The 19,555-nt window shown below is 64.9% G+C and carries 16 protein-coding genes; 11 read left to right on the top strand and 5 right to left on the bottom strand.

All coding sequences use genetic code 11. From position 1 onward, the window contains the following. The first annotated feature begins 235 nt into the window (after positions 1-235). The 6 genes from A9Z00_RS06830 (at position 236) to glnA (ending at position 8,258) form a co-directional block, all read left to right on the top strand. Positions 236-2,005: a S1C family serine protease gene (locus A9Z00_RS06830; protein WP_296975409.1), complete on the top strand. Its 1,770-nt coding sequence runs from the start codon at positions 236-238 to the stop codon at positions 2,003-2,005. A 113-nt stretch (positions 2,006-2,118) separates the two neighbouring features. Next, entirely contained in the window at positions 2,119-2,811 is a 693-nt protein-coding gene (locus A9Z00_RS06825; RefSeq protein WP_296975408.1) for a response regulator transcription factor, read from the top strand. Next, complete coding sequence (locus tag A9Z00_RS06820) at positions 2,811-4,310, top strand: sensor histidine kinase (protein WP_296975407.1); 1,500 nt, start codon at positions 2,811-2,813, stop codon at positions 4,308-4,310. The genes A9Z00_RS06825 and A9Z00_RS06820 overlap by 1 nt, the downstream gene beginning before the upstream one ends. Positions 4,311-4,336: 26 nt before the next feature. Continuing rightward, positions 4,337-5,287 (top strand): 4-hydroxy-3-methylbut-2-enyl diphosphate reductase, encoded by a 951-nt coding sequence (locus A9Z00_RS06815; RefSeq protein ID WP_296975406.1) that lies wholly within the window; start codon positions 4,337-4,339, stop codon positions 5,285-5,287. 153 nt (positions 5,288-5,440) lie between these two features. Then, positions 5,441-6,502, top strand: coding sequence for a 3-deoxy-7-phosphoheptulonate synthase (aroF, locus tag A9Z00_RS06810; RefSeq protein ID WP_296975405.1), 1,062 nt, complete (start codon positions 5,441-5,443; stop codon positions 6,500-6,502). 331 nt (positions 6,503-6,833) lie between these two features. Then, a complete protein-coding gene (gene glnA, locus A9Z00_RS06805) occupies positions 6,834-8,258 on the top strand; it encodes a type I glutamate--ammonia ligase (RefSeq protein ID WP_296975404.1) in 1,425 nt (474 codons plus the stop codon). 129 nt (positions 8,259-8,387) lie between these two features. Here the strand turns inward: glnA and thpR are convergent, their stop codons facing one another. Beyond that, positions 8,388-8,954, bottom strand: a complete 567-nt coding sequence (gene thpR, locus A9Z00_RS06800) for an RNA 2',3'-cyclic phosphodiesterase (protein ID WP_296975403.1) — start codon at positions 8,952-8,954, stop codon at positions 8,388-8,390. 132 nt (positions 8,955-9,086) lie between these two features. Between thpR and serC the strand changes: the two genes are divergently transcribed. From serC to A9Z00_RS06785, 3 genes are all read left to right on the top strand, one after another. Further along, positions 9,087-10,175, top strand: a complete 1,089-nt coding sequence (serC, locus tag A9Z00_RS06795; RefSeq protein WP_296975402.1) for a 3-phosphoserine/phosphohydroxythreonine transaminase — start codon at positions 9,087-9,089, stop codon at positions 10,173-10,175. A 228-nt stretch (positions 10,176-10,403) separates the two neighbouring features. Then, on the top strand, positions 10,404-10,868 hold the full coding sequence (gene trmL, locus A9Z00_RS06790; RefSeq protein ID WP_296975401.1) for a tRNA (uridine(34)/cytosine(34)/5-carboxymethylaminomethyluridine(34)-2'-O)-methyltransferase TrmL: 465 nt from the start codon (positions 10,404-10,406) through the stop codon (positions 10,866-10,868). A gap of 152 nt (positions 10,869-11,020) precedes the next feature. After that, entirely contained in the window at positions 11,021-11,269 is a 249-nt protein-coding gene (locus A9Z00_RS06785) for an AbrB/MazE/SpoVT family DNA-binding domain-containing protein (protein ID WP_296975455.1), read from the top strand. 393 nt (positions 11,270-11,662) lie between these two features. Here the strand turns inward: A9Z00_RS06785 and A9Z00_RS06780 are convergent, their stop codons facing one another. Further along, the gene (locus tag A9Z00_RS06780) at positions 11,663-12,490 is read right to left on the bottom strand and encodes a DUF2161 domain-containing phosphodiesterase (RefSeq protein ID WP_296975400.1); all 828 of its coding nucleotides are present in this window, start codon (positions 12,488-12,490) and stop codon (positions 11,663-11,665) included. A 264-nt stretch (positions 12,491-12,754) separates the two neighbouring features. Here A9Z00_RS06780 and A9Z00_RS06775 point away from each other — a divergent pair, with 264 nt between their 5' ends. Next, positions 12,755-14,650, top strand: coding sequence for a PrkA family serine protein kinase (locus A9Z00_RS06775; RefSeq protein WP_296975399.1), 1,896 nt, complete (start codon positions 12,755-12,757; stop codon positions 14,648-14,650). Positions 14,651-14,701: 51 nt separating this feature from the next. Here the strand turns inward: A9Z00_RS06775 and A9Z00_RS06770 are convergent, their stop codons facing one another. Beyond that, positions 14,702-15,475, bottom strand: a complete 774-nt coding sequence (locus tag A9Z00_RS06770; protein WP_296975398.1) for a class I SAM-dependent methyltransferase — start codon at positions 15,473-15,475, stop codon at positions 14,702-14,704. A gap of 96 nt (positions 15,476-15,571) precedes the next feature. Then, complete coding sequence (locus A9Z00_RS06765; RefSeq protein ID WP_296975397.1) at positions 15,572-16,480, bottom strand: LysR family transcriptional regulator; 909 nt, start codon at positions 16,478-16,480, stop codon at positions 15,572-15,574. A 123-nt stretch (positions 16,481-16,603) separates the two neighbouring features. On the opposite strand from A9Z00_RS06765, the gene thrC reads away from it, so the two are divergent. Then, positions 16,604-17,863 carry a threonine synthase gene (gene thrC, locus A9Z00_RS06760; RefSeq protein WP_296975396.1) on the top strand — a complete coding sequence of 420 codons (1,260 nt, stop codon included), beginning with the start codon at positions 16,604-16,606 and terminating at the stop codon, positions 17,861-17,863. Positions 17,864-17,983: 120 nt separating this feature from the next. Here the strand turns inward: thrC and A9Z00_RS06755 are convergent, their stop codons facing one another. Further along, a complete protein-coding gene (locus A9Z00_RS06755) occupies positions 17,984-19,432 on the bottom strand; it encodes a SpoVR family protein (protein ID WP_296975395.1) in 1,449 nt (482 codons plus the stop codon). Positions 19,433-19,555: the final 123 nt, after the last annotated feature.

Below are 19,555 nucleotides of genomic sequence, written 5' to 3'. Positions count from 1 at the left end.
GCCAGAAAGTCAGACTGCACGGATGGACGGCTGGACCGTCGGAGAGTCCCGGCAGCAAGCGGGATTCTCTTTTTTATTGCGGTTTTCCCGCCGTCGGTTCCGCCGCGGAAATGGATTTTATTTGTGTTTAAACCTGCTTTAAGATTGAATTAATCTCGGGATGGCATGCTTGATATCGCGGGGACGACAATGATCGTGGATCGTATTCCGACATGAGCAAGGAGGAGAGGCTGCGATGGACGACAGGAACCAGAATCGGCCTTATGACGCGTATGACCGGCGTCCCGGAGAGAACGACGGCGAGGAGCGGGAACGTCAGGATCTCCTGGACGGCCGGGATGACGCGCGGATGAACGGCTTCGCCGCAGGCGCGGCAGGCGCCGGCGGTTACGCGGGAGGTGCGGACGGCTTCGCGGGCACGACGGGCGGTTCCGCGGATGCGGCGGCCGGCGCAGGCGGATTCGCGGGCCCGCAGGACGGCGGGGCGGAATCCGCGAATGCCGCGCACGGCGCTTCGGGCTCCGCGGCCGGATCGGCGGAAGGCGCTTCGGCGGATGCTCCGAATGCGTCCGCAAGACCCGTCTATTACTACTCGTACGGGCCGTTCCGTCCGGGGGCGGACGGGGAGTCGTCCGTTGCGCGGCAGCCGGGCCGGAGCGAGTTTGCTTCATCGGAGCGGATCGCGTCCGCCGCGCCGCATCGGCCGGTTGCGCCGGTGCGGACGTGGACGGTGCGGGAGAAACCGCGCCGTTCGTGGACGGCGCCCGTGGCCGCGTTTCTTGCGGGCGTGCTGCTGACCGGCACCCTCATGTTCGCGGCCGACGTGATGAACCTGTTCACGGGCGGTTCCGGCGGAATGGCATCGCAGGGGCCGTTGACCCCGTCCGAAACGGACGATTCGACGGAAGGCGGTTCGGGTGGATCGTCCGGCGGCACGACGACGGCGTCGACGGTGTCGAACGCGATCGACATCGTCCGGCCGAACAACATCGCGCAGATCGTCGAGCGCGCGTCTCCCGCCGTCGTGAAGATCGAGACGTACGTGCGGTCGCGCGCGCGTTCGGGCGGCAGCCTGTTCGACGATCCGTTCTTCCGGCAGTTCTTCGGCGACTATTACCGCATGCCGTCGGATGACGGAGGAAGCCAGCGGCTGGTCCCGAGCGGCCTCGGCTCCGGGTTCTTCTTCGACAAGGCAGGCTACATCCTGACGAATCAGCACGTGGTGGGCGGCGCGGACAAAATCATGGTCACGGTGCTCGGTTACGAGGAGCCGTTCGAGGCGGAACTGCTCGGCTCCAGCTACGATCTCGACCTCGCGGTGCTCAAGATCAACGGCGACAAGGATTTCCCGACGCTCAAGCTCGGCGATTCGGACGCGATCGCGGTCGGCGAGTGGGTCGTCGCGATCGGCAATCCGAACGGCTTCGACCATACGGTGACGGTCGGCGTGCTCAGCGCGAAGGAGCGGCCGATCACGATCCAGGATCCGAACGGCACGCGGCAGTATCAGCACCTGCTGCAGACGGACGCGTCGATCAACCCGGGCAACTCCGGCGGCCCGCTCCTCAACCTGAACGGCGAGGTCATCGGCATGAACACGGCGGTGTCCACGACGGCCCAGGGCATCGGCTTCGCGATCCCGACCAGCACGATCCTCGAGGTGCTGGACGTGCTGAAGGAGAACAAGCCGGTGCCGCAGCCGTTCATCGGCGCGACGCTGGCGGACGTCACCGAGACCGCGGCCCGTCAGCTCGGCCTGGATGACACGAAGGGCTCGGTCGTCGTGAACATCCTCTACAACTCGCCGGCCTACAAGGCGGACCTGCGCCAGTACGACGTCATCGTCGGCATGGACGGCAAGAAGTACGACACGAAAGAGGAATTGATCAAGGCGATCCAGAATAAGAAAGTGGGCGATCAGGCGGTGCTCGACGTCATCCGCGGCGGCCGCCAGATCCAGATCACGGTGACGATCGGCGACAAGAACGACTACAACGTCGAATGACGGGGCGTCGGGCGGATCGAATACGGTAGGTCAGACGTTGCGGCAAGCGCAGCCGGTTTCGCGGCCGGTCTGCGCTTCTCGCATGTTCGAAGGCCCGGACGGGGGGAATGCGCATGAGGGCAAAAATCCTGGTGGTGGACGACGACGAGAAGATCACTTCCCTGCTCAGGCGCAGCCTGACGTTCGAAGGTTACGACGTGACGACGGCGCACGACGGGCGGGAAGGGCTGCAGAAAATACTGGAGCATGAACCCGATCTCGTCGTGCTGGACGTCATGATGCCGAACCTGGACGGCTGGGAAGTGTGCGAGCGCATCCGGAAGAGCGGCAGCAACGTGCCGATCCTGATGCTGACGGCGAAGGATGAGGTGAAGGATCGCGTCAAGGGGCTCGACCTCGGCGCCGACGACTATCTGGTGAAGCCGTTCGCGCTGGAGGAGCTGCTCGCCCGCGTCCGGGCCCTGCTGCGCCGCAAGCATGCCTCCGGCGAGACGTCGGGCAACCGGCTCGTGTTCGAGGACCTCGTGCTGGATCTCGATTCCCGCGAGGCGAGCCGCGGCGGTCGGACGTTCGAGCTGACGAGCAAGGAGTTCGACCTGCTCCATCTGTTCATGTCGAATCCGCGGCGCGTGCTCACCCGCGAGATGATCATGGAGAAAATCTGGGGCTACGACTTCAGCGGCGAGTCGAACGTGCTGGAGGTATACATCGCGATGCTGCGCCAGAAGCTGGAGGAAGGCGGCGAGAAGCGGCTGATCCAGACGGTGCGCGGCACCGGCTACGTGCTCAAGGGAGAGAGCGGTTGATGTCGATCCGGCTGCGGCTGACGCTGTGGTATTCCGGACTGCTGGCGTTCACGATGATGGTGCTCGGGGTCGGCATTTATCTGTTCGTCCATTACAATACCTACGACAACACGCGGGAGCAGCTCAGGAGCCAGTTCAATCAGCTCAATGTGCACGTCTCGTACAACGTGTTCCGCGACCTGCGCCTGAATTTGACCGGCCGCCTCGGCTACGAGGGCATCTATGTCCAGCTCGTCAACTACACGAACGGGCAAATTCGCTCTTCGGCGCTGACGGTGGACGGGACGGAGGTGCATTTTCCGTATCCGAAGCCGGAGGAATCGCCGAAGGCGGGGTATACGCGCTTTCAGGCGCACGGCTACAATTTCCTGGCGTACCAGTACCCGATCCTGCTGCCGAACGGGGAACTGGTCGGCCTGCTGCAGGTCATCGCGAACACGCAGGCGGAGGACTCCTTCCTGGAAGGGCTCCGGACGATCCTGATCATCACGTCGCTCGCCGTCATCCTGATTGCGTTCACGATCGGACTGTTCATCGCGGACAAGGCGCTCCGCCCGATCGAGGAGGTCATCCGGGCGACGAACCGGATCGAAAGCGGCGAAAACCTCAGCGTGCGCATCGCGCGTCGCGGGCCGAACGACGAGCTGGGGCGGCTGACGGATACGCTGAACGGCATGCTCGCCCGCCTCGAGCGGGCGTACAACGATCTCGAGGAGGCGTACAAGGCGCAGCGCCGCTTCGTCTCGGACGCCTCGCACGAGCTCCGGACGCCGCTGACGACGATCCGCGGCAACATCGATCTGCTCGAGCGGATGTGGAAATCCGCCGCGGCCGACGGCGGCGCCGCGCCGGGCGGCATCGTGCTCGACGCCGAGCGCGCGGCCCTCTCGTTCGAGGCGATGCGCGACATCGCGGAGGAGGCGGAGCGGATGAGCCGGCTTGTCTCCGATCTGCTCTCCCTCGCGCGGGCCGACGCCGGGTACGTGATGGAGAAGGCCGAGGTCGAGCTGCAGCCGATTGTGGAGGAAGTGGCGCGGAACGCGGTGCACCTGCCGCGGAAGGCGGATTTCCGCGTGGGCGATCTGTCCCCGCTCGAAGGCGTGAAGGTGCTCGGCAACGCCGATTACCTCCGCCAGTTGCTGTTCATTTTCATCGAGAACGCGTTCAAATACACGCCGGAGGGGTACGTTAAGCTGGAGGCGAAGCGCGAGGCCGGTCAGGTCGGCCTGGTCATCGCCGACACCGGCATCGGCATGAGCGGCGACGAAGTGCCGCACATCTTCGAGCGGTTCTACCGGGCGGACGTGTCGCGCGGCAGGACGTCCGGCACCGGGCTGGGGCTCGCGATTGCGAAATGGATCCTCGACGAGCACCGCGGATCGGTGGAAGTGCGCACGCGGGAAGGGGGAGGCACGACGTTCACGATCTGGCTGCCGGTTCTGTTTTCCCGGGAGACGGATTCCGCTATAATGGATGAAGCGGGCCGGACGAACGGATGAGCCGGCCGGAAGGCGGTGAACGTTTCATGGAAGTCATCAAAATCACGCCCCGCGGTTACTGCTACGGCGTCGTCGACGCGATGGTGCTGGCGCTGCAGGCGGCGCGGAATCCGGATCTGCCGCGGCCGATCCATATCCTCGGCATGATCGTGCACAACCGGCACGTGACGGAGGCGTTCGAGCGGGAAGGCATCATTACGCTGGATGGCGAGAACCGGCTCGAGATTCTGGAGAAGATCGACCGGGGCACGGTCATCTTCACGGCCCACGGCGTATCCCCGGAAGTGCGGCGGAGGGCGCGGGAGAAGGGGCTGACGGTCGTCGATGCGACCTGCCCGGACGTGACGAAGACGCACGACCTGATCCGCGACAAGACGGCGGAAGGCTACGAGATCATCTACATCGGCAAGAAAGGGCATCCGGAACCGGAGGGCGCCATCGGCATCGCGCCGGACCGCGTCCACCTGGTCGAGACGGAGGCGGACATCGGGCGGCTGGACGTGCGGTCGGACAAAATCGTGATCACGAACCAGACGACGATGTCGCAATGGGACGTCCGCGATCTCGTGGCCAAGCTGCTCAAGCGTTTCCCCGGCGCCGAGGTGCACAACGAGATTTGCCTCGCCACGCAGCTGCGCCAGGAGGCCGTGGCCGAGCAGGCGAAGGGCGCCGATCTGTGCATCGTCGTCGGCGACCCGCGCAGCAACAACTCGAACCGGCTCGCGCAGGTGGCGGAGGAGATCGCCGGCGTCAAGGCGTATCGCGTCGCGGACGTGACCGAGATCCGGCGCGAGTGGCTGGAAGGGGTGCGGCGGGTGGCCGTCACCTCGGGCGCTTCGACGCCGACGCCGATCACGCGGGAAGTCATCGAATATCTCGAACAGTACGACCCCGACCGGCCCGAGACCTGGGAGATCCGGCGCACGGTGAACCCGGCGAAGCTGCTGCCGACGGTGCGCAGCCGGTCGGAGGAATAACGAAGCGGGCTTGCCCGGCGCCGCGCCGGTGCGGCTCTTTTTTTGTTTTTTCGCCTTGACGAATCGCGCGTCATGCACTATATTTACTTTAACGGTTAAAAGCATAAAAGCTTAAAAGCGTATAAGCGATGAAGTGCGAAAGGGGTCGACAGCATGATCGTCGTCACGAAGCCGGACATCACCGACGAACGCATCGAGGAGATCGTCCGGTACATCGAGAAAGCCGGCGTGCAGCCGCACGTATCGAAGGGAACGCAGCGGACGGTCATCGGCATCATCGGCAAGGCCGATCCTTCCCTGGCGGAGCATCTCCGCTCGATGCGCGGCGTGGAGGACGTGATCAAGATCTCGAAGTCCTACAAGCTCGCGAGTCGCGAATTCCATCCGGACGACACGGTCATCGAGATCAAGGGCGTCAGGATCGGCGGCGACGAGCTGGTCGTGATGGGCGGTCCGTGCGCCGTCGAGTCGCCGGATCAGATCGACGAGATCGCCCGCCTCGTCAAGGCGGCGGGCGGCCAGGTGCTGCGCGGCGGCGCGTTCAAGCCGCGGACCGGACCGTACAGCTTCCAGGGCATCGGCGTGGAGGGGCTCGTCATGATGGCCGAGGCCGCCCGCAAGCACGGCCTGCTCACGGTCACGGAAGTCATGACGCCCGAATACGTCGAAATCTGCGCCGAATATGCCGACATCCTGCAGGTCGGCGCGCGCAACATGCAGAATTTCGATCTGCTCCGCAAGCTCGGCACGATCCGGAAGCCGGTGCTGCTCAAGCGCGGGTTCAGCGCGACCTACGACGAGTTCCTGAACGCGGCGGAATACATTCTCGCCGGCGGCAATCCCGACGTCATCCTGTGCGAGCGCGGCATCCGGACGTTCGAGCCCTACACGCGGAACACGCTCGACCTGGCCGCGATTCCGTCGCTCAAGACGCTCAGCCACCTGCCGATCATCGCCGACCCGAGCCACGGCACCGGCCGGCGGGAGCTGGTCGCGCCGATGGCGAAGGCGGCGGTCGCGGCGGGCGCGGACGGCCTGATCATCGAGATGCACACCGACCCGGACAATTCGATGACGGGCGACGGCGTCCAGTCGCTCTTCCCGGATCAGTTCGCCGAGCTGATGAAGGAACTGGAGAAGCTCGCCCCGCTCGCCGGCAAGCGGTTTGACACGCCGAAGGCGCCGGCCGAGGCGTTCCGCGAGTGGAAGAAATAATGCCGCCCGTCCAGTCGGAAGCCCCGATTCGGGTTACCAGCCCGGATCCGGGGCTTTCTTCATGGGTTCGGAGGCGGTTCCGGGGGTGCGCGGGGGCATGGACGGACGCGGGGGAAGATCGAACGTTCGGCGCGGCCCGCGGCAGGAGGCCGATTGAATTGTCGGGCAATCTTCAATCGTGTGTAAGACAATATAACATATTAGCGAAAAAATACATGACATAACTATTGACGAGGCGGGACCGCAGGTTCTATAATAACGTCAGATCATTCGAAAAGTTGAACGTTCGGCGTTCAATCTATCCGAATCGTTCGGGAATGGAGGAAAAACCATGCCTGCGCAACACGTTTTTGAGGTCATCAAGGCGAAAAACATTCAGTATGTCGATTTTCGCTTCACGGACCTCGCGGGCCGCGCGCACCACGTCACGGTGCCGGTGGAACAGGTCAGCGAGGAAACGTTCGTGAACGGCGTCGCGTTCGATGGCTCCTCGATCCCGGGCTTCCGCGGCATCGAAGAATCGGACATGGTCATGCTGCCGGATCCGGACACGGCCTACGTCGATCCGTTCACCGAGCATCCGACGCTGATCGTCCTCTGCAACATCTACACGCCGGAAGGCGAACGTTACGACCGCGACCCGCGCAGCATCGCGCAGAAGGCCGAAGCGTACCTGAAGAGCACGGGCATCGGCACGGCGGCCTATTTCGCGCCGGAATCGGAATTCTTCATCTTCGACGATGTGCGCTACGCCAGCGGCATGAACACGTCGTTCTACGAAGTCGACTCCGTGGAAGGCTTCTGGAACTCGGGGCGCAGGGAAGACGGCGGCAACCTGGCCTTCAAGGTCCGCATCAAGGGCGGCTACGTTCCGGTTCCGCCGGTCGACTCGCAGCAGGACATCCGCTCCGAGATGGTGCGGCTGCTGCAGGAAGCGGGCCTGAAGGTCGAGCGGCATCACCATGAAGTCGCGACGGCCGGTCAGGCCGAAATCAACTTCCGCTTCGACACGCTGACGAAGACGGCCGACAACCTGATGAAATACAAATACATCGTGCACAACACGGCCCGCAAATACGGCAAGGTCGCGACGTTCATGCCGAAGCCGCTGTTCGGCGACAACGGCAGCGGCATGCACACGCACCAGTCGATCTTCAAAGGCGACACGCCGCTCTTCTATCAGGAAGGCGGGTACGCGAACCTGAGCGACATCGCGCTGTATTACATCGGCGGCATCCTGTATCACGCGCCGGCGCTGATCGCGCTGACGAACCCGTCGACGAACTCCTACAAGCGGCTCGTCCCGGGTTACGAGGCGCCGGTTAACCTCGTGTTCTCGAAGGGCAACCGCTCCGCGGCCATCCGGATCCCGGTTGCGGCGGTCACGCCGAAGGGCGCCCGGATCGAATTCCGCACGCCGGACTCGACGGCGAACCCGTACCTCGCGTTCGCCGGCATGCTGATGGCCGGCCTGGACGGCATCCAGCGGAAGATCGACCCGCGCGCGCTGGGCTACGGTCCGCTTGACAAGAACATCTACGAGTTGAGCGAGGAAGAGAAGCGCGAAATCCGCAGCGTTCCGGGCTCGCTCGACGAAGCGCTCGATGCGCTGGAAGCGGACCACGGGTTCCTGACGGCCGGCGGCGTGTTCTCCGAAGGCTTCATCGAAAACTATATTGCGTTCAAGCGCGCCGAAGCGCGGGACGTGGCCGTCCGTACGCATCCGCACGAATTCAGCCTGTATTTCGACGGCTGATCGCTCCGGATCGGAGGCGCGGAGCCGCGGGAAGGACCGCGGACCGCGCCCTGCCGCTTCGCTCGACGGGAGCGCCCCGGAAACCGCCGAAGGATGGCGGATTTCCGGGGCGCTCTTCCGCTAGGCCGCCTATCGGCCCGCGAACGGCGCGCGATGGATGACCGCATACATCGGGGCGCTGCCGAGACGGCTGCGGAACAGGCACAGGTCCATCGCGGTCCAGGCCACGCCGAACGTCTCCGCCGCCGCCTCCGCCGGGTCCCACGGCGCCGCGCCCGCATACCGCCGCGCGAGCGTCAGATGCGGCCGGTAGGGCCGACGGTCCGGCATGAAGCCGATCTCCCGCGCGAGCGCGGCGCCGAGCGCCGCATGCAGGGCGCGGAGCGGCTCGTGTCGCCCGTCCGGCAGCACGTGCAGCACGGACGGCCGGGCCGGCGGTCCGAAGGTGCCGAGGCCGCGCAGCCGCACCTCAAACGGACGGGCGCCGGCCGCCGCCTCGTCCAACGCGCGGATGACCGCCGGAACCCGATCCGCGTCCGTCTCGCCGATGAAATGGAGCGTGATGTGCCAATCGGCCGGATGCGCCCACCGGGCGAACGGAAACCGCCTCCGCCATTCCTCCAGCCTTCCGAGCAGCTCGCGCCGGACGTCCTCCGGCACGGCCAGCCCGATGAACAGACGAAGCTCATCGCCCACCAGCGATACCTCCCCGCTCCGGAAACGCAAAAACGCCGACGGCGCGCGCAGTTTTCCCGTTTCCGTCACTTGATGCGCTTCTGCCTTCTTTGTTATGATAACCTATCATAGACGAGGGCAGGAGAGGAACCGGTGAACGATCGCAGGCACAATTTCAACGCCGGTCCGGCGGCCCTTCCGCTGGAAGTGCTGCGGCAGGCGCAGGAAGAGTTCGTCAATTGCGGCGGCGCGGGAATGTCCGTCATGGAGATGTCGCACCGCAGCGCCGCATACGAGCGGATCAACGATGAGACCCAATCGTTGATGCGCGAGCTGCTGAATATTCCCGACCGCTATCACGTCCTGTTTCTCCAGGGGGGCGCCAGCACGCAGTTCGCGATGGTGCCGCTCAACCTGCTGACGGCCGGCACGGTCGCCGCCTACATCGAGACCGGAAGCTGGTCGACGAAGGCGCTCAAGGAAGCGAAGATCGTCGGCGAGGCGGTCGTCGCGGCCACGTCGAAGCCGGACGAATTCCGCCGCATGCCGGACGTGTCCGATCTCGCGATCCCCGAACGGGCGGCGTACGTGCATATCACGTCGAACGAGACGATTCAGGGCACGCAGTTCAAGTCGTTCCCCGACACGGGCGACGTGCCGCTCGTCGCCGACATGTCGAGCGACATCATGAGCCGGCCGATCGATGTGTCGAAGTTCGGCATCATCTATGCGGGCGCGCAGAAGAACCTCGGCCCGTCCGGCGTCACCGTCGTCATCATCCGCGACGATCTCGTCGGGCGCGCGCCGGAGCATGTGCCGACGATGCTGCGCTATGAGACGCACGTGAAGGACCGGTCGCTCTACAACACGCCGCCCACGTTCTCCGTCTACATGATGGGCCTCGTGCTGAAATGGATCAAGGCGAAGGGCGGCGTGGCCGCCATCGAGAAGGAGAACGCCGAGAAGGCGGCGCTGATCTACGACGAGATCGACAGGAGCGGCGGGTTCTATGTCGGGTTCGCCCATCCGGACTTCCGGTCGCCGATGAACATCACGTTCCGGATCGCGAACGAGGAGCTGGAACCGCTGTTCGTGAAGGAATCGGAGAAGGAAGGGTTCGTCGGCCTGAAGGGCCACCGCAGCGTCGGCGGGCTCCGGGCTTCGGCCTACAACGCGGTGCCGCTCGAAAGCTGCCGCGCGCTCGCCGAATTCATGGCCGATTTCCGCCGCCGCCACGGCTGATCCCGGGTCATCGGCCATTTGACAGTTCCATCGTGAAGGCACGGCCGCCCTCGGCTCCCGACCGGAGCGAGGGCGGCTTCGCGCGCATGCACGCCGTCGCCGGCTCCTCCGGCGGACCGGCCGGTTTGCATCCGATGCTGCGTAGGGGCAGGGAAGCGTCATCGCGAAGTCCATTCCGTGCAACAATCGCCCGCCGTTCGGCCTGATGAACGAGGGAAGGAGGAACCCATGCCGCTTCACATCGTGCTCGTGGAACCGGAGATTCCGGCCAATACCGGCAACATCGCCCGCTCCTGCGCCGCTACCGGCGCCCACCTGCATCTCGTGCATCCGCTCGGCTTCCGCACGGATGACGCGGCGCTGAAGCGGGCCGGGCTCGATTACTGGCCCGCGGTGCATGTGGAGCACCACGATTCGTTCGAAGATGTGCTCCGAAAGTATCCGGACGGGCGGTTCTTCTACACCAGCACGCGGGCCGTCAAGCCTTACACCGACTTCGAGTTCCGCGACGGCGATTTCTTCGTGTTCGGGAAGGAGACGAAGGGGCTGCCGCAGGAGCTGCTCGACGCGAATCCCGAGCGGTGCATGCGCATCCCGATCTCGGACAAGGTGCGCTCGCTCAACCTGTCGAACGCGGTCGCGATCATCCTGTACGAGGCGCTCCGGCAGCTCGGATTTCCAGCGTTGAGGTAGACACATTCGTTGCATGATATTAAGCAAAATTTTGGCTTGAGAAGGAAAAGCCGCTTCGGGATCGAAAGTCTTACATGATGCAAGGTTTTCAGACGTACAAAAAGACGTACAAAAAAAGAGAGACGGATATGGAAACGGGAGAGGTGATCCATGTGAAACCTGCAGGCGTTGTGCGCAAGGTTGACCAGCTGGGACGCATCGTCCTTCCCAAATCGCTGCGCAAAAGATATCAGATGAACGAGGGCGATCCGGTGGAGATCCTGGTGCAGGGCGACCACATCATCCTGGAGCGCTATCGGCCGCGCTGCGTGTTCTGCGGTTCGATGGAGCAGGTCCGGGAGTACAAGGAACGCCATCTCTGCGCGAACTGCGTCGGCGAATTGATCGCGCTCCGCAAATAACGGCGGCAGGATGCAGGTTTGCACACGTGAAAAGCTTCCCGAGCGATCGGGGAGCTTTTTGTTTTTGGCTGAGCCGGCGGGGTCGGGGATACGGGGGAGCAACCATCGCTTATCCGCGGCGTTTCCTTCGGGGCGTCTTTGGCGGCGGGTGCTCCGGGCCAAACAGAAAGCTCCCCGCGTCGTCCGGGGAGCTTTCGCGCGCCGTTCTGGTGGCATCAAAGTCCCTTCGTCTTGTCGTCGTTGTATCCGGCCGTCAGGATCGGCACGATCATGAGCAGCATGACGATCATCACAATCCAGAAAGCGGTACTCATCGCGGACACCTCCAACAAGCTTTCCTTATTATACCCGATCGCCGGGCAAATGAAAACGAGTCCGCCTGTGAACATCCTGTTACGCGTCCGACGGCGGGACGGCGGACGCGCCGCGGCGGCGTCCGCGCTCCGGCTTCGGGGAGCCGGGCCCGGCCGTCGGTGCCGGCGAGCCGGGCGCATCCGTCAACGGTTTCTCCCACGCCTTCAGGACGTCCGCGTATTCGTCGAGCGCCCTTCGCCCTTCGTCGGTCAGCCGGTACACACCCCTCGCCGGACGGTCGAACCAGCCGTAATGGTTGTCGCGCAGGATGTCGCCGGCCCGGGCGCAGGCCGCGAGCTCGCGCACGCGCCGGGGCGCCGCCTCGCCGCCTTCCGAGGCCAGCGCCCACGCGCAGCGCAGCGCCTGCTCGCGGTACGCCGTCACCAGCTTGCGCCGCGCGCTGCCGCCGACGTTGTAGTCGCCGCTCCGCGCGGCGAATTCGCGCTTCAGCCGCTCGCTCCGCTTGCGGCGGAAGCCCCGGATCGGCGGTTCGCCCGGCTCGGCGAGCCACTCGACCAGCGGCGCCTTCGTCTTGTAGAAGGTGACGGTCATGAGCCCCAGCCCGAGCCGGCGGCACAGCTCGGCCAGGTCGCTCAACCGCCGGCCGGCCGAGCCGGATTTTTTCCGGTTCCGCTCGACGGCGAGGACGACCGCGGCGCCCAGCCGCTGGCGCTCGATGCCCTGCAGCAGCAGCTCGAGGTTGAACGAACGCTTCAGCTCGACGATCACGGTCTCCTCCTCGCCGTCCGCACCCTTCCGCACGGCGACCAGATCGCAGTTCAGCACCTCGCCCCTGACTTCATACCCCCTCGCCTCGAAAAAGGCCCGCACCGGCGCGTACAGTTCGGTCTCGTGTCGGACGGCCACCGAAGCCCGCTCCCTTCCCGCACGTCGCATTCATCTTCTCCGCATTATACCAGAGGCGCGCGCGGTGCGGGGGAAACCGGGCGCATCGCGGATCATCGACGAAGGAAATATGGAGCAATTTCGGCTGCGGCCATGCATATCTATGTACTACTTCAGCGTGGTGACGGGCGGCGCACCGCAGGCGGGGCGGGCCCGAATCCGAAAAGTGACTTCCGCGGCGGCACGGAATCGGCGGAAAGGCGATTGTCGGGAGGAGGTGCGGCTGTGGATATTTTCAAGCGGATCGCGGAATACAAAGCAGAGGAAGAGAAGCTGAAATGGACCGGGACGTTCCGCGATTACATCGAACTGCTGCGCAAGGATCCGTCGCCGGCCATGACGGCGCACGCGCGGGTCTACGAAATGCTGATCTCCCACGGCGTGGAAGAAGTCAATGGCCGCAAGCGATACAAGTTTTTTGAAAAGGAACTTTTCGGATTGGACCGGGCGCTCGAGCGGCTGGTCGAGGAGTATTTCCACTCCGCCGCGAAGCGGCTTGACGTGCGCAAGCGGATCCTGCTCCTGATGGGGCCGGTGAGCGGCGGCAAGTCGACGATCGTGACAATGCTGAAGCGCGGGCTCGAGCAGTTCTCGAAGACGGACAAAGGCGCCGTCTACGCGATCAAGGGCTGTCCGATGCACGAGGAGCCGCTTCACCTGATCCCGCACGAGCTTCGGCCGGAGGTCGAGAAGGAGCTGGGCGTCCGGATCGAGGGCAACCTGTGCCCCTCGTGCGCGATGCGGCTGAAGACCGAGTACAACGGCGACATCGAGAAAGTCCTGGTCGAGCGGGTGATCATTTCGGAGGAGAACCGCGTCGGCATCGGCACGTTCAGCCCGTCCGACCCGAAGTCGCAGGACATCGCGGATCTGACCGGGAGCATCGACTTCTCCACGATCACGGAATACGGTTCGGAGTCGGACCCGCGCGCGTACCGGTTCGATGGCGAGCTGAACAAGGCGAACCGGGGCATCATGGAGTTCCAGGAGATGCTCAAGTGCGACGAGAAATTCCTGTGGCACCTGCTCTCGCTGACGCAGGAAGGGAACTTCAAGGCGGGCCGGTTCGCGCTCATTTCGGCCGACGAGCTGATCATCGCCCATACGAACGAGGCGGAATACAAGGCGTTCATCGCGAACAAGAAGAACGAGGCGCTTCAGTCTCGCATGATCGTGATGCCGATTCCGTACAACCTGAAGGTGTCGGAGGAGGAGAAGATCTACGCGAAGCTGATCGCCCAGAGCGACATGAAGGACATCCACATCGCTCCGCACACGCTGCGCGCCGCCGCAATCTTCACGATTCTCACCCGGCTGAAGGAATCGAAGAAGCAGGGGATGGACCTCGTCAAGAAGATGCGGATGTACGACGGGGAAGAGGTCGAAGGTTTCAAGGAAGCCGATCTCAAGGAACTGCAGGAGGAATATCTCGAGGAAGGAATGTCGGGCATCGACCCGCGCCACGTCATCAACCGGATCTCGAGCGCGCTCATCCGGCAGGATCTCGCCTGCATCAACGCCCTCGATGTGCTGCGGGCGCTCAAGGAGGGGATCGACCAGAATCCCTCGCTCACGAAGGAGGAGCGCGAGCGGTATCTGAACTTCCTCTCGATCGCCCGTCAGGAATACGACAATCTCGCGAAGAAGGAAGTGCAGAAGGCGTTCGTCTATTCGTTCGAGGAATCGGCGAAGACGCTGTTCGAGAACTATCTCGACAACATCGAGGCGTACTGCAACTGGACGAAGATCAAGGATCCGCTCACCGGCGAGGAGCTCGACCCCGACGAGCGGCTGATGCGGTCGATCGAGGAGCAGATCGGCATCTCGGAGAACGCGAAGAAGGCGTTCCGCGAGGAGATCCTGATCCGCATGTCGTCGTATTCGCGCCGCGGCAAGAAGTTCGACTACAAGAGCCACGAGCGGCTGCGCGAGGCGATCGAGAAAAAGCTGTTCGCCGATCTGAAGGACATCGTGAAGATCACGACGACGACGAAGACGCCGGACGAGACGCAGCTCAAGCGGATCAACGAGGTGACGAAGCGGCTGATCGACGAGCACGGCTATTGCCCGATCTGCGCGAACGAGCTGCTGCGCTACGTCGGCAGCCTGCTGAATCGGTGACGGAAGCGGCGAATCCCCGCGGGCTTCGAACGGGGCCCGGCGGGGATTCGTTCATGTTTTGCGGGCGATCACCTTGCAGTAGGCGTGGGTGAAGTGCAGCCGGCCGTCCTGCACGAACGGCCGCATGCCGGTCGGCGGACCGCCCGCAAGCTCCGCCTCCAGGTCGAAGCGGATCTCCTCCGCCGTTCGCTCGTCCGTCCCGGTCAGGCGGATCCAGCGGTCGAAGTCGACCGGCACGTCGATCCCTTCCGCGATCTCCACGGCAAGCCCCGCTTCGCGGAACAGCGCCGCAAGCTCCGCCCTGCCCAGCGCCTCCGCGTGCGACGGGTCCCGCAGCCGCTCGTACCGGTTGTACGAACGTTTCAGTTCGGGATCGTCCGGCGCAACGATGTCGACGACGGCCACCGTTCCGGCCTCCCGGCATACCCGCCCCATCTCCCTCAGCACCGCGGCCGGATCGGGAAAATGGTGAAACGCGAACCGCGACATAACGAGATCGAACGAGCCGTCCGCGAAAGGGAGCCGCTCCGCGTTCCCTTCCGCGAACGCGAGGTTGCCGATCCCCGCCCGCTCCGTCTCGAACCTGCCCTGTTGAAGCATGTCCACGGACAGGTCGATCGCGGTGACGCGCGCGAATCGCCCGGCCAGCGCGCGGGACAGGATGCCCGTGCCGGCGGCGACGTCGAGCGCTTCGCCGCCCGGCGCGGCGGGCAGGCTGTCGAGAATCCAGCGGATGTAGCGCTCGTTGGCCCGGTTCGACTTCGCATCGGAGAAGCGCGCGGCCTGCTTCGCGCATGCGCGCTTGACCCGCTCGAAAAGGTCCATGGTCTCGCCTCTCCCGTTCCGGATAATGGCAGTATAACGGCAATCATGATAGCCGTTTTGCGGAATTTGCAAACGGCGCTTGCGGCGGTCGGCGGATCACCCGGAACGGCACCCGGTCTTGCCGAACGCCGAGAGGATGTGGTCCAGGCACAGGCGGGCCGCGGGCGGGAGCGGCTCGTCCCGCCGTGTGTAGAGGGCGATCGGGTTGACGACGGCGACGTCCGGCACGTCGATAACGGCAAGTTCGCCGCGGGCGAGTTCGTCCCGGATCTCGAGGGCGGAGACGAACGCGATGCCGCAGCCGGCCTTCACGGCGCGGATCGTCTCGTACGGGCCGCTGGCCGTGAGGGCCGCCCGGGGCGGATCCGCGTTGAGCGCCCGGCAGCAGGCGAACAGCTTCTCGCGCGTCGAGCTGCCCTCTTCCCGCAGGACGAACGGCCATCGCACGACCTCGGCGAGGGAAGCCGAACGGCCCGCCAGCGGATGACCGGGCGGCGCGGCGAACCGCATCGCATCTTCGAGGAGCGGGATGCGTTCGAGGCCGTCGGGCGCCGACCGCCCGCCGCCGACGACCGCGAAGTCGGCCTCGCAGCGGAGCAGGAGGTCGAACGCCGTCTTCGAGTTGACCGTCGTCAGCCTCAGCTCGACGTCGGTGCGTCCGTCCAGGAACGCGGCGAGCGGCCCGGGCAGCAGATGGTTCGCCGGCAGGTACGTGGCGGCGATGCGGACGAGGCCGGACCGGCCCTCCCGGTATGCGGCGAGCATCCGCCCGATGTCGGCCTCCAGGCTGAACAGCCGCGCGGCGCGTTCGGCGAGCATCCGGCCGGCTTCGGTCAGCCGGACGCCGCGGCCGTCCGCCTCGAGCAGGCTCACATTCAGCTCGGACTCGAGCTTCCGGATCTGCGCCGTGACGGCCGGCTGGCTGATGTGCAGCCGCCCGGCGGCGCGCGTCACGCTCCCCGTCTCGGCGACCGCATGGAACAGGCGAAGGGCGTGCAGGTTCACGGCGGCGACCTCCTTTTCCCAAATTCATAAACTGAAATTATGTAAATATCCAAATAATATATTATACTTATCATTCGTTTTCCGCTATGGTGAAATCAGCACCATGCGGGAGGCGATGCGCGGATGGAACTGGTCTGCATCGAATGCGGAAAGGTTCGGAGTGTGGAGCGCCCATTTCCGATGGGCTGCGAATGCGGCGGTCTCACGGAGGTGCGGCATGATTTCAGGGGGGCGGACGCGGAGAAGCTGAAGGCGCTGTTCGACGCGCGGCTCATGTTCAGGACGGGGCCGTACGCGAGCGGCGTCTGGCGGTACAAGGAGCTGATCGATCCCGTGCTCGACGAGGCGCACATCGTGACGCGCGGCGAAGGCAACACGGGCCTCTACGACTGCGGGCCGGCGGCGCGCCACGCGGGCGTCCGGCGGGTCTGGCTGAAGGCGCAGGGGGAGAACCCGAGCGGGTCGTTCAAGGACAACGGGATGACCGCGGCCGTCTCGCGCGGCGTCGCCGCGGGGTGCCGGGCCGTCGCGTGCGCGTCGACCGGCAACACGTCGTCGTCGCTCGCGATGTACGCGGCCCGGGCGGGCCTGCGCTGCGTCGTGCTCGTGCCGCCGGGGGGCGTCGCGTCCGGCAAGCTGGCGCAGACGTATGCTTACGGCGCGGAGGTGTACGCGCTCGAGGGCGGCTACGACGCCGGCGTCCGGCTGCTGAACCGTTACGGCGCGTCGCTCGGGCTCTATGTGTGCAATTCGGTGAATCCGTTCCGGATCGAGGGGCAGAAGAGCATGATCATCGAGGCGGCGCACCAGCTCGGCTGGTCGCTGCCCGACTGGGTCGTGCTGCCCGGCGGCGCGCTCAGCAACGCGTCCGCGGTCGGGAAGGGGCTGCTCGAGATGAAGGCGATCGGGCTGATCGACCGGGTGCCGCGCATCGCGGTCGTGCAGGCGGAGGGGGCGAGCCCGTTCCACCGGATGATCGCCTCGGGCGGCGACACGCTTGTCCCCGAGCCGGCGCCGCGGACGGCCGCGTCGGCGATCCGCATCGGGAATCCGCCGAGCTGGCGCAAGGCGGCCCGCGTCCTGCGCGAAACGAACGGCGTCACCTGCGCCGTGAGCGACGACGAGATCATGGCCGCGAAGCGGGTCATCGACCGCGTCGGCATCGGCTGCGAGCCCGCCGCGGCCGCCGGGCTGGCGGGGCTCCGGAAGCTGGCCGAAGACGGCGTGATCGGCCGGGACGAGACGGCGCTCGTCGTGCTGACCGGCCATCTGCTGAAGGATCCGGATGCGATCCGGCCGCTCGAGACGGAAGACGCGCGGCGGCCGATCCCGCCCGAAGAGCTGCTCGCCCGGCTCGCCGCGCGGACGCCGGCGCGGGCGTAACCGCGGGCACCGCGTTCCGCCAAAACGGACAGGCTCCGCCCGGAGAGACGGGGGCTTGGACCCGCCCTCTCCCGGGAGGAGCCTGTTCGCCGTCAGCGGGGCGGCCGGAATTCCGAACGTTCACAAAAACCTTCTCGTCACCTTCTTGCCGTCGCAGCTGAACACGATCGGTTTGTCTTCGACGACGGTCTCGAGATGGACCGTCCGGCCCCAGAGCCTGTGGACGTACGGCAGCGTCTTCTCGAGGTATTTCAGATCGAGCTCGACGCCCTCGTAGCGATGGGTCAGGTACAGTTCGCCCGCCCGGTTGTAGTCGCCGTCGGTGACGACGATGTACGGGAAGCCGCCGTTCACCCTCGAGTTGACGAGCTGGTCGCGGATCGCTTCCCACGATTTGTCGGTGATGCGCCACTCCTGCCCCTTTTTTTCGAAAATATACAGGTCGAGCTCCTTCACGAGATCCTTCGTCAGATAGTTGCGCAGGAAGGAGATGTCGGAGTCGTTCTCGCGCACCTCAAAAATTTTCTCCCGCCCCTGCCCCGGCTTCCGTCCGTACCGCTCCTGTTCCTCCTTCGTCGGATGGTCCCACCGCTTCTCGATGTCCTCGAAGATCTTCAATCCCAGGAAGTACGGGTTCAGGCTGCGGCGCGACGGCGCGGTCACGGACGCGTTCAGCTTCGCGTACTCGATCGTCTCGTCGCTCGTGAGATCCAGTTCCCGCATGATCCGCTGGTGCCAGTAGGTCGCCCAGCCCTCGTTCATGATCTTCGTCTCGATCTGCGGCCAGAAGTAGAGCATTTCTTCGCGGATGATCGACATGATGTCGCGCTGCCAGTCTTCGAGCACGGTCGAGTATTCCTCGATGAACCAGACGACGTCCTTCTCCGGCTTCGGCGGAAAGACGCGCTGCGGCTCCGGTTCCGGTTCTTCCCGCTTCTCCTTCCCCCGCTCGTCGAGCTCCCACAGGTCGTCGTACGGCGTCTTCCGCCGGGCCGCGCGCTCCGCTTCCCGCTCCTGCTCCTTCTTCAGCATCTCGATGTACCGCTTCTTGTCGAGGCCGTACGGACGGATGAGCGACGGGTCGATATGCTCCTGGATCGCGAGGACGGCGTCGAGGAACTGCTCGACCTCTTCGGCGCCGTGCTCGAGTTCGTAGCGGCGGATGCGCTCGGCCGCCGCCGACATGCTCTCGATCATGTCGCGGTTCGTCCTGCTGAAGCGGGCGTTGTTCTTGAAGAAGTCGCAGTGGGCGAGGACGTGCGCGACGATCAGTTTGTTCTGGACGAGCGTATTGCCCTCGAGCAGGAACGCGTAGCACGGGTCGGAATTGATGACGAGCTCGTAGATTTTGCTCAGGCCGTAATCGTACTGCATCTTCATCTTCCGGAACATCTTGCCGAAGCTCCAGTGGCTGAAGCGCGTCGGCATGCCGTACGCGCCGAACGTGTACATGATGTCCGCCGGCACGATCTCGAACCGCATCGGGTAGAAATCGAGGCCGAACCCGCGGGCGATCTCGGTGATCTCTTCGATGGCCCGCTCGAGCGCCTTGATCTCGTCCTGATTCATGCCGCATCCCTCCCCTGAAGGCTGTCCGGCCGCCATCGGGCGGCGGCCGGCAACTTGATAATTCATTCTATGAAGCCGCAAGGCGGGTATGACGACGGGAGAATGATCGGGAAAAATGGTGAT

Source organism: Thermobacillus sp. ZCTH02-B1 (genome assembly GCF_002159085.1).
Taxonomy (GTDB): Bacteria; Bacillota; Bacilli; order Paenibacillales; family Paenibacillaceae; genus Thermobacillus.
This window is presented reverse-complemented; position numbering and strand designations above follow the sequence as displayed.

Coding starts and splice junctions, on each gene's coding strand:
- A9Z00_RS06830 (WP_296975409.1), top strand. CDS start 236: ATGGACGACAGGAACCAGAATCGGCCTTATGACGCGTATGACCGGCGT.
- A9Z00_RS06815 (WP_296975406.1), top strand. CDS start 4,337: ATGGAAGTCATCAAAATCACGCCCCGCGGTTACTGCTACGGCGTCGTC.
- A9Z00_RS06755 (WP_296975395.1), bottom strand. CDS start 19,432: ATGAATCAGGACGAGATCAAGGCGCTCGAGCGGGCCATCGAAGAGATC.
- aroF (WP_296975405.1), top strand. CDS start 5,441: ATGATCGTCGTCACGAAGCCGGACATCACCGACGAACGCATCGAGGAG.
- A9Z00_RS06770 (WP_296975398.1), bottom strand. CDS start 15,475: ATGGACCTTTTCGAGCGGGTCAAGCGCGCATGCGCGAAGCAGGCCGCG.
- A9Z00_RS06825 (WP_296975408.1), top strand. CDS start 2,119: ATGAGGGCAAAAATCCTGGTGGTGGACGACGACGAGAAGATCACTTCC.
- glnA (WP_296975404.1), top strand. CDS start 6,834: ATGCCTGCGCAACACGTTTTTGAGGTCATCAAGGCGAAAAACATTCAG.
- trmL (WP_296975401.1), top strand. CDS start 10,404: ATGCCGCTTCACATCGTGCTCGTGGAACCGGAGATTCCGGCCAATACC.
- A9Z00_RS06820 (WP_296975407.1), top strand. CDS start 2,811: ATGTCGATCCGGCTGCGGCTGACGCTGTGGTATTCCGGACTGCTGGCG.
- thrC (WP_296975396.1), top strand. CDS start 16,604: ATGGAACTGGTCTGCATCGAATGCGGAAAGGTTCGGAGTGTGGAGCGC.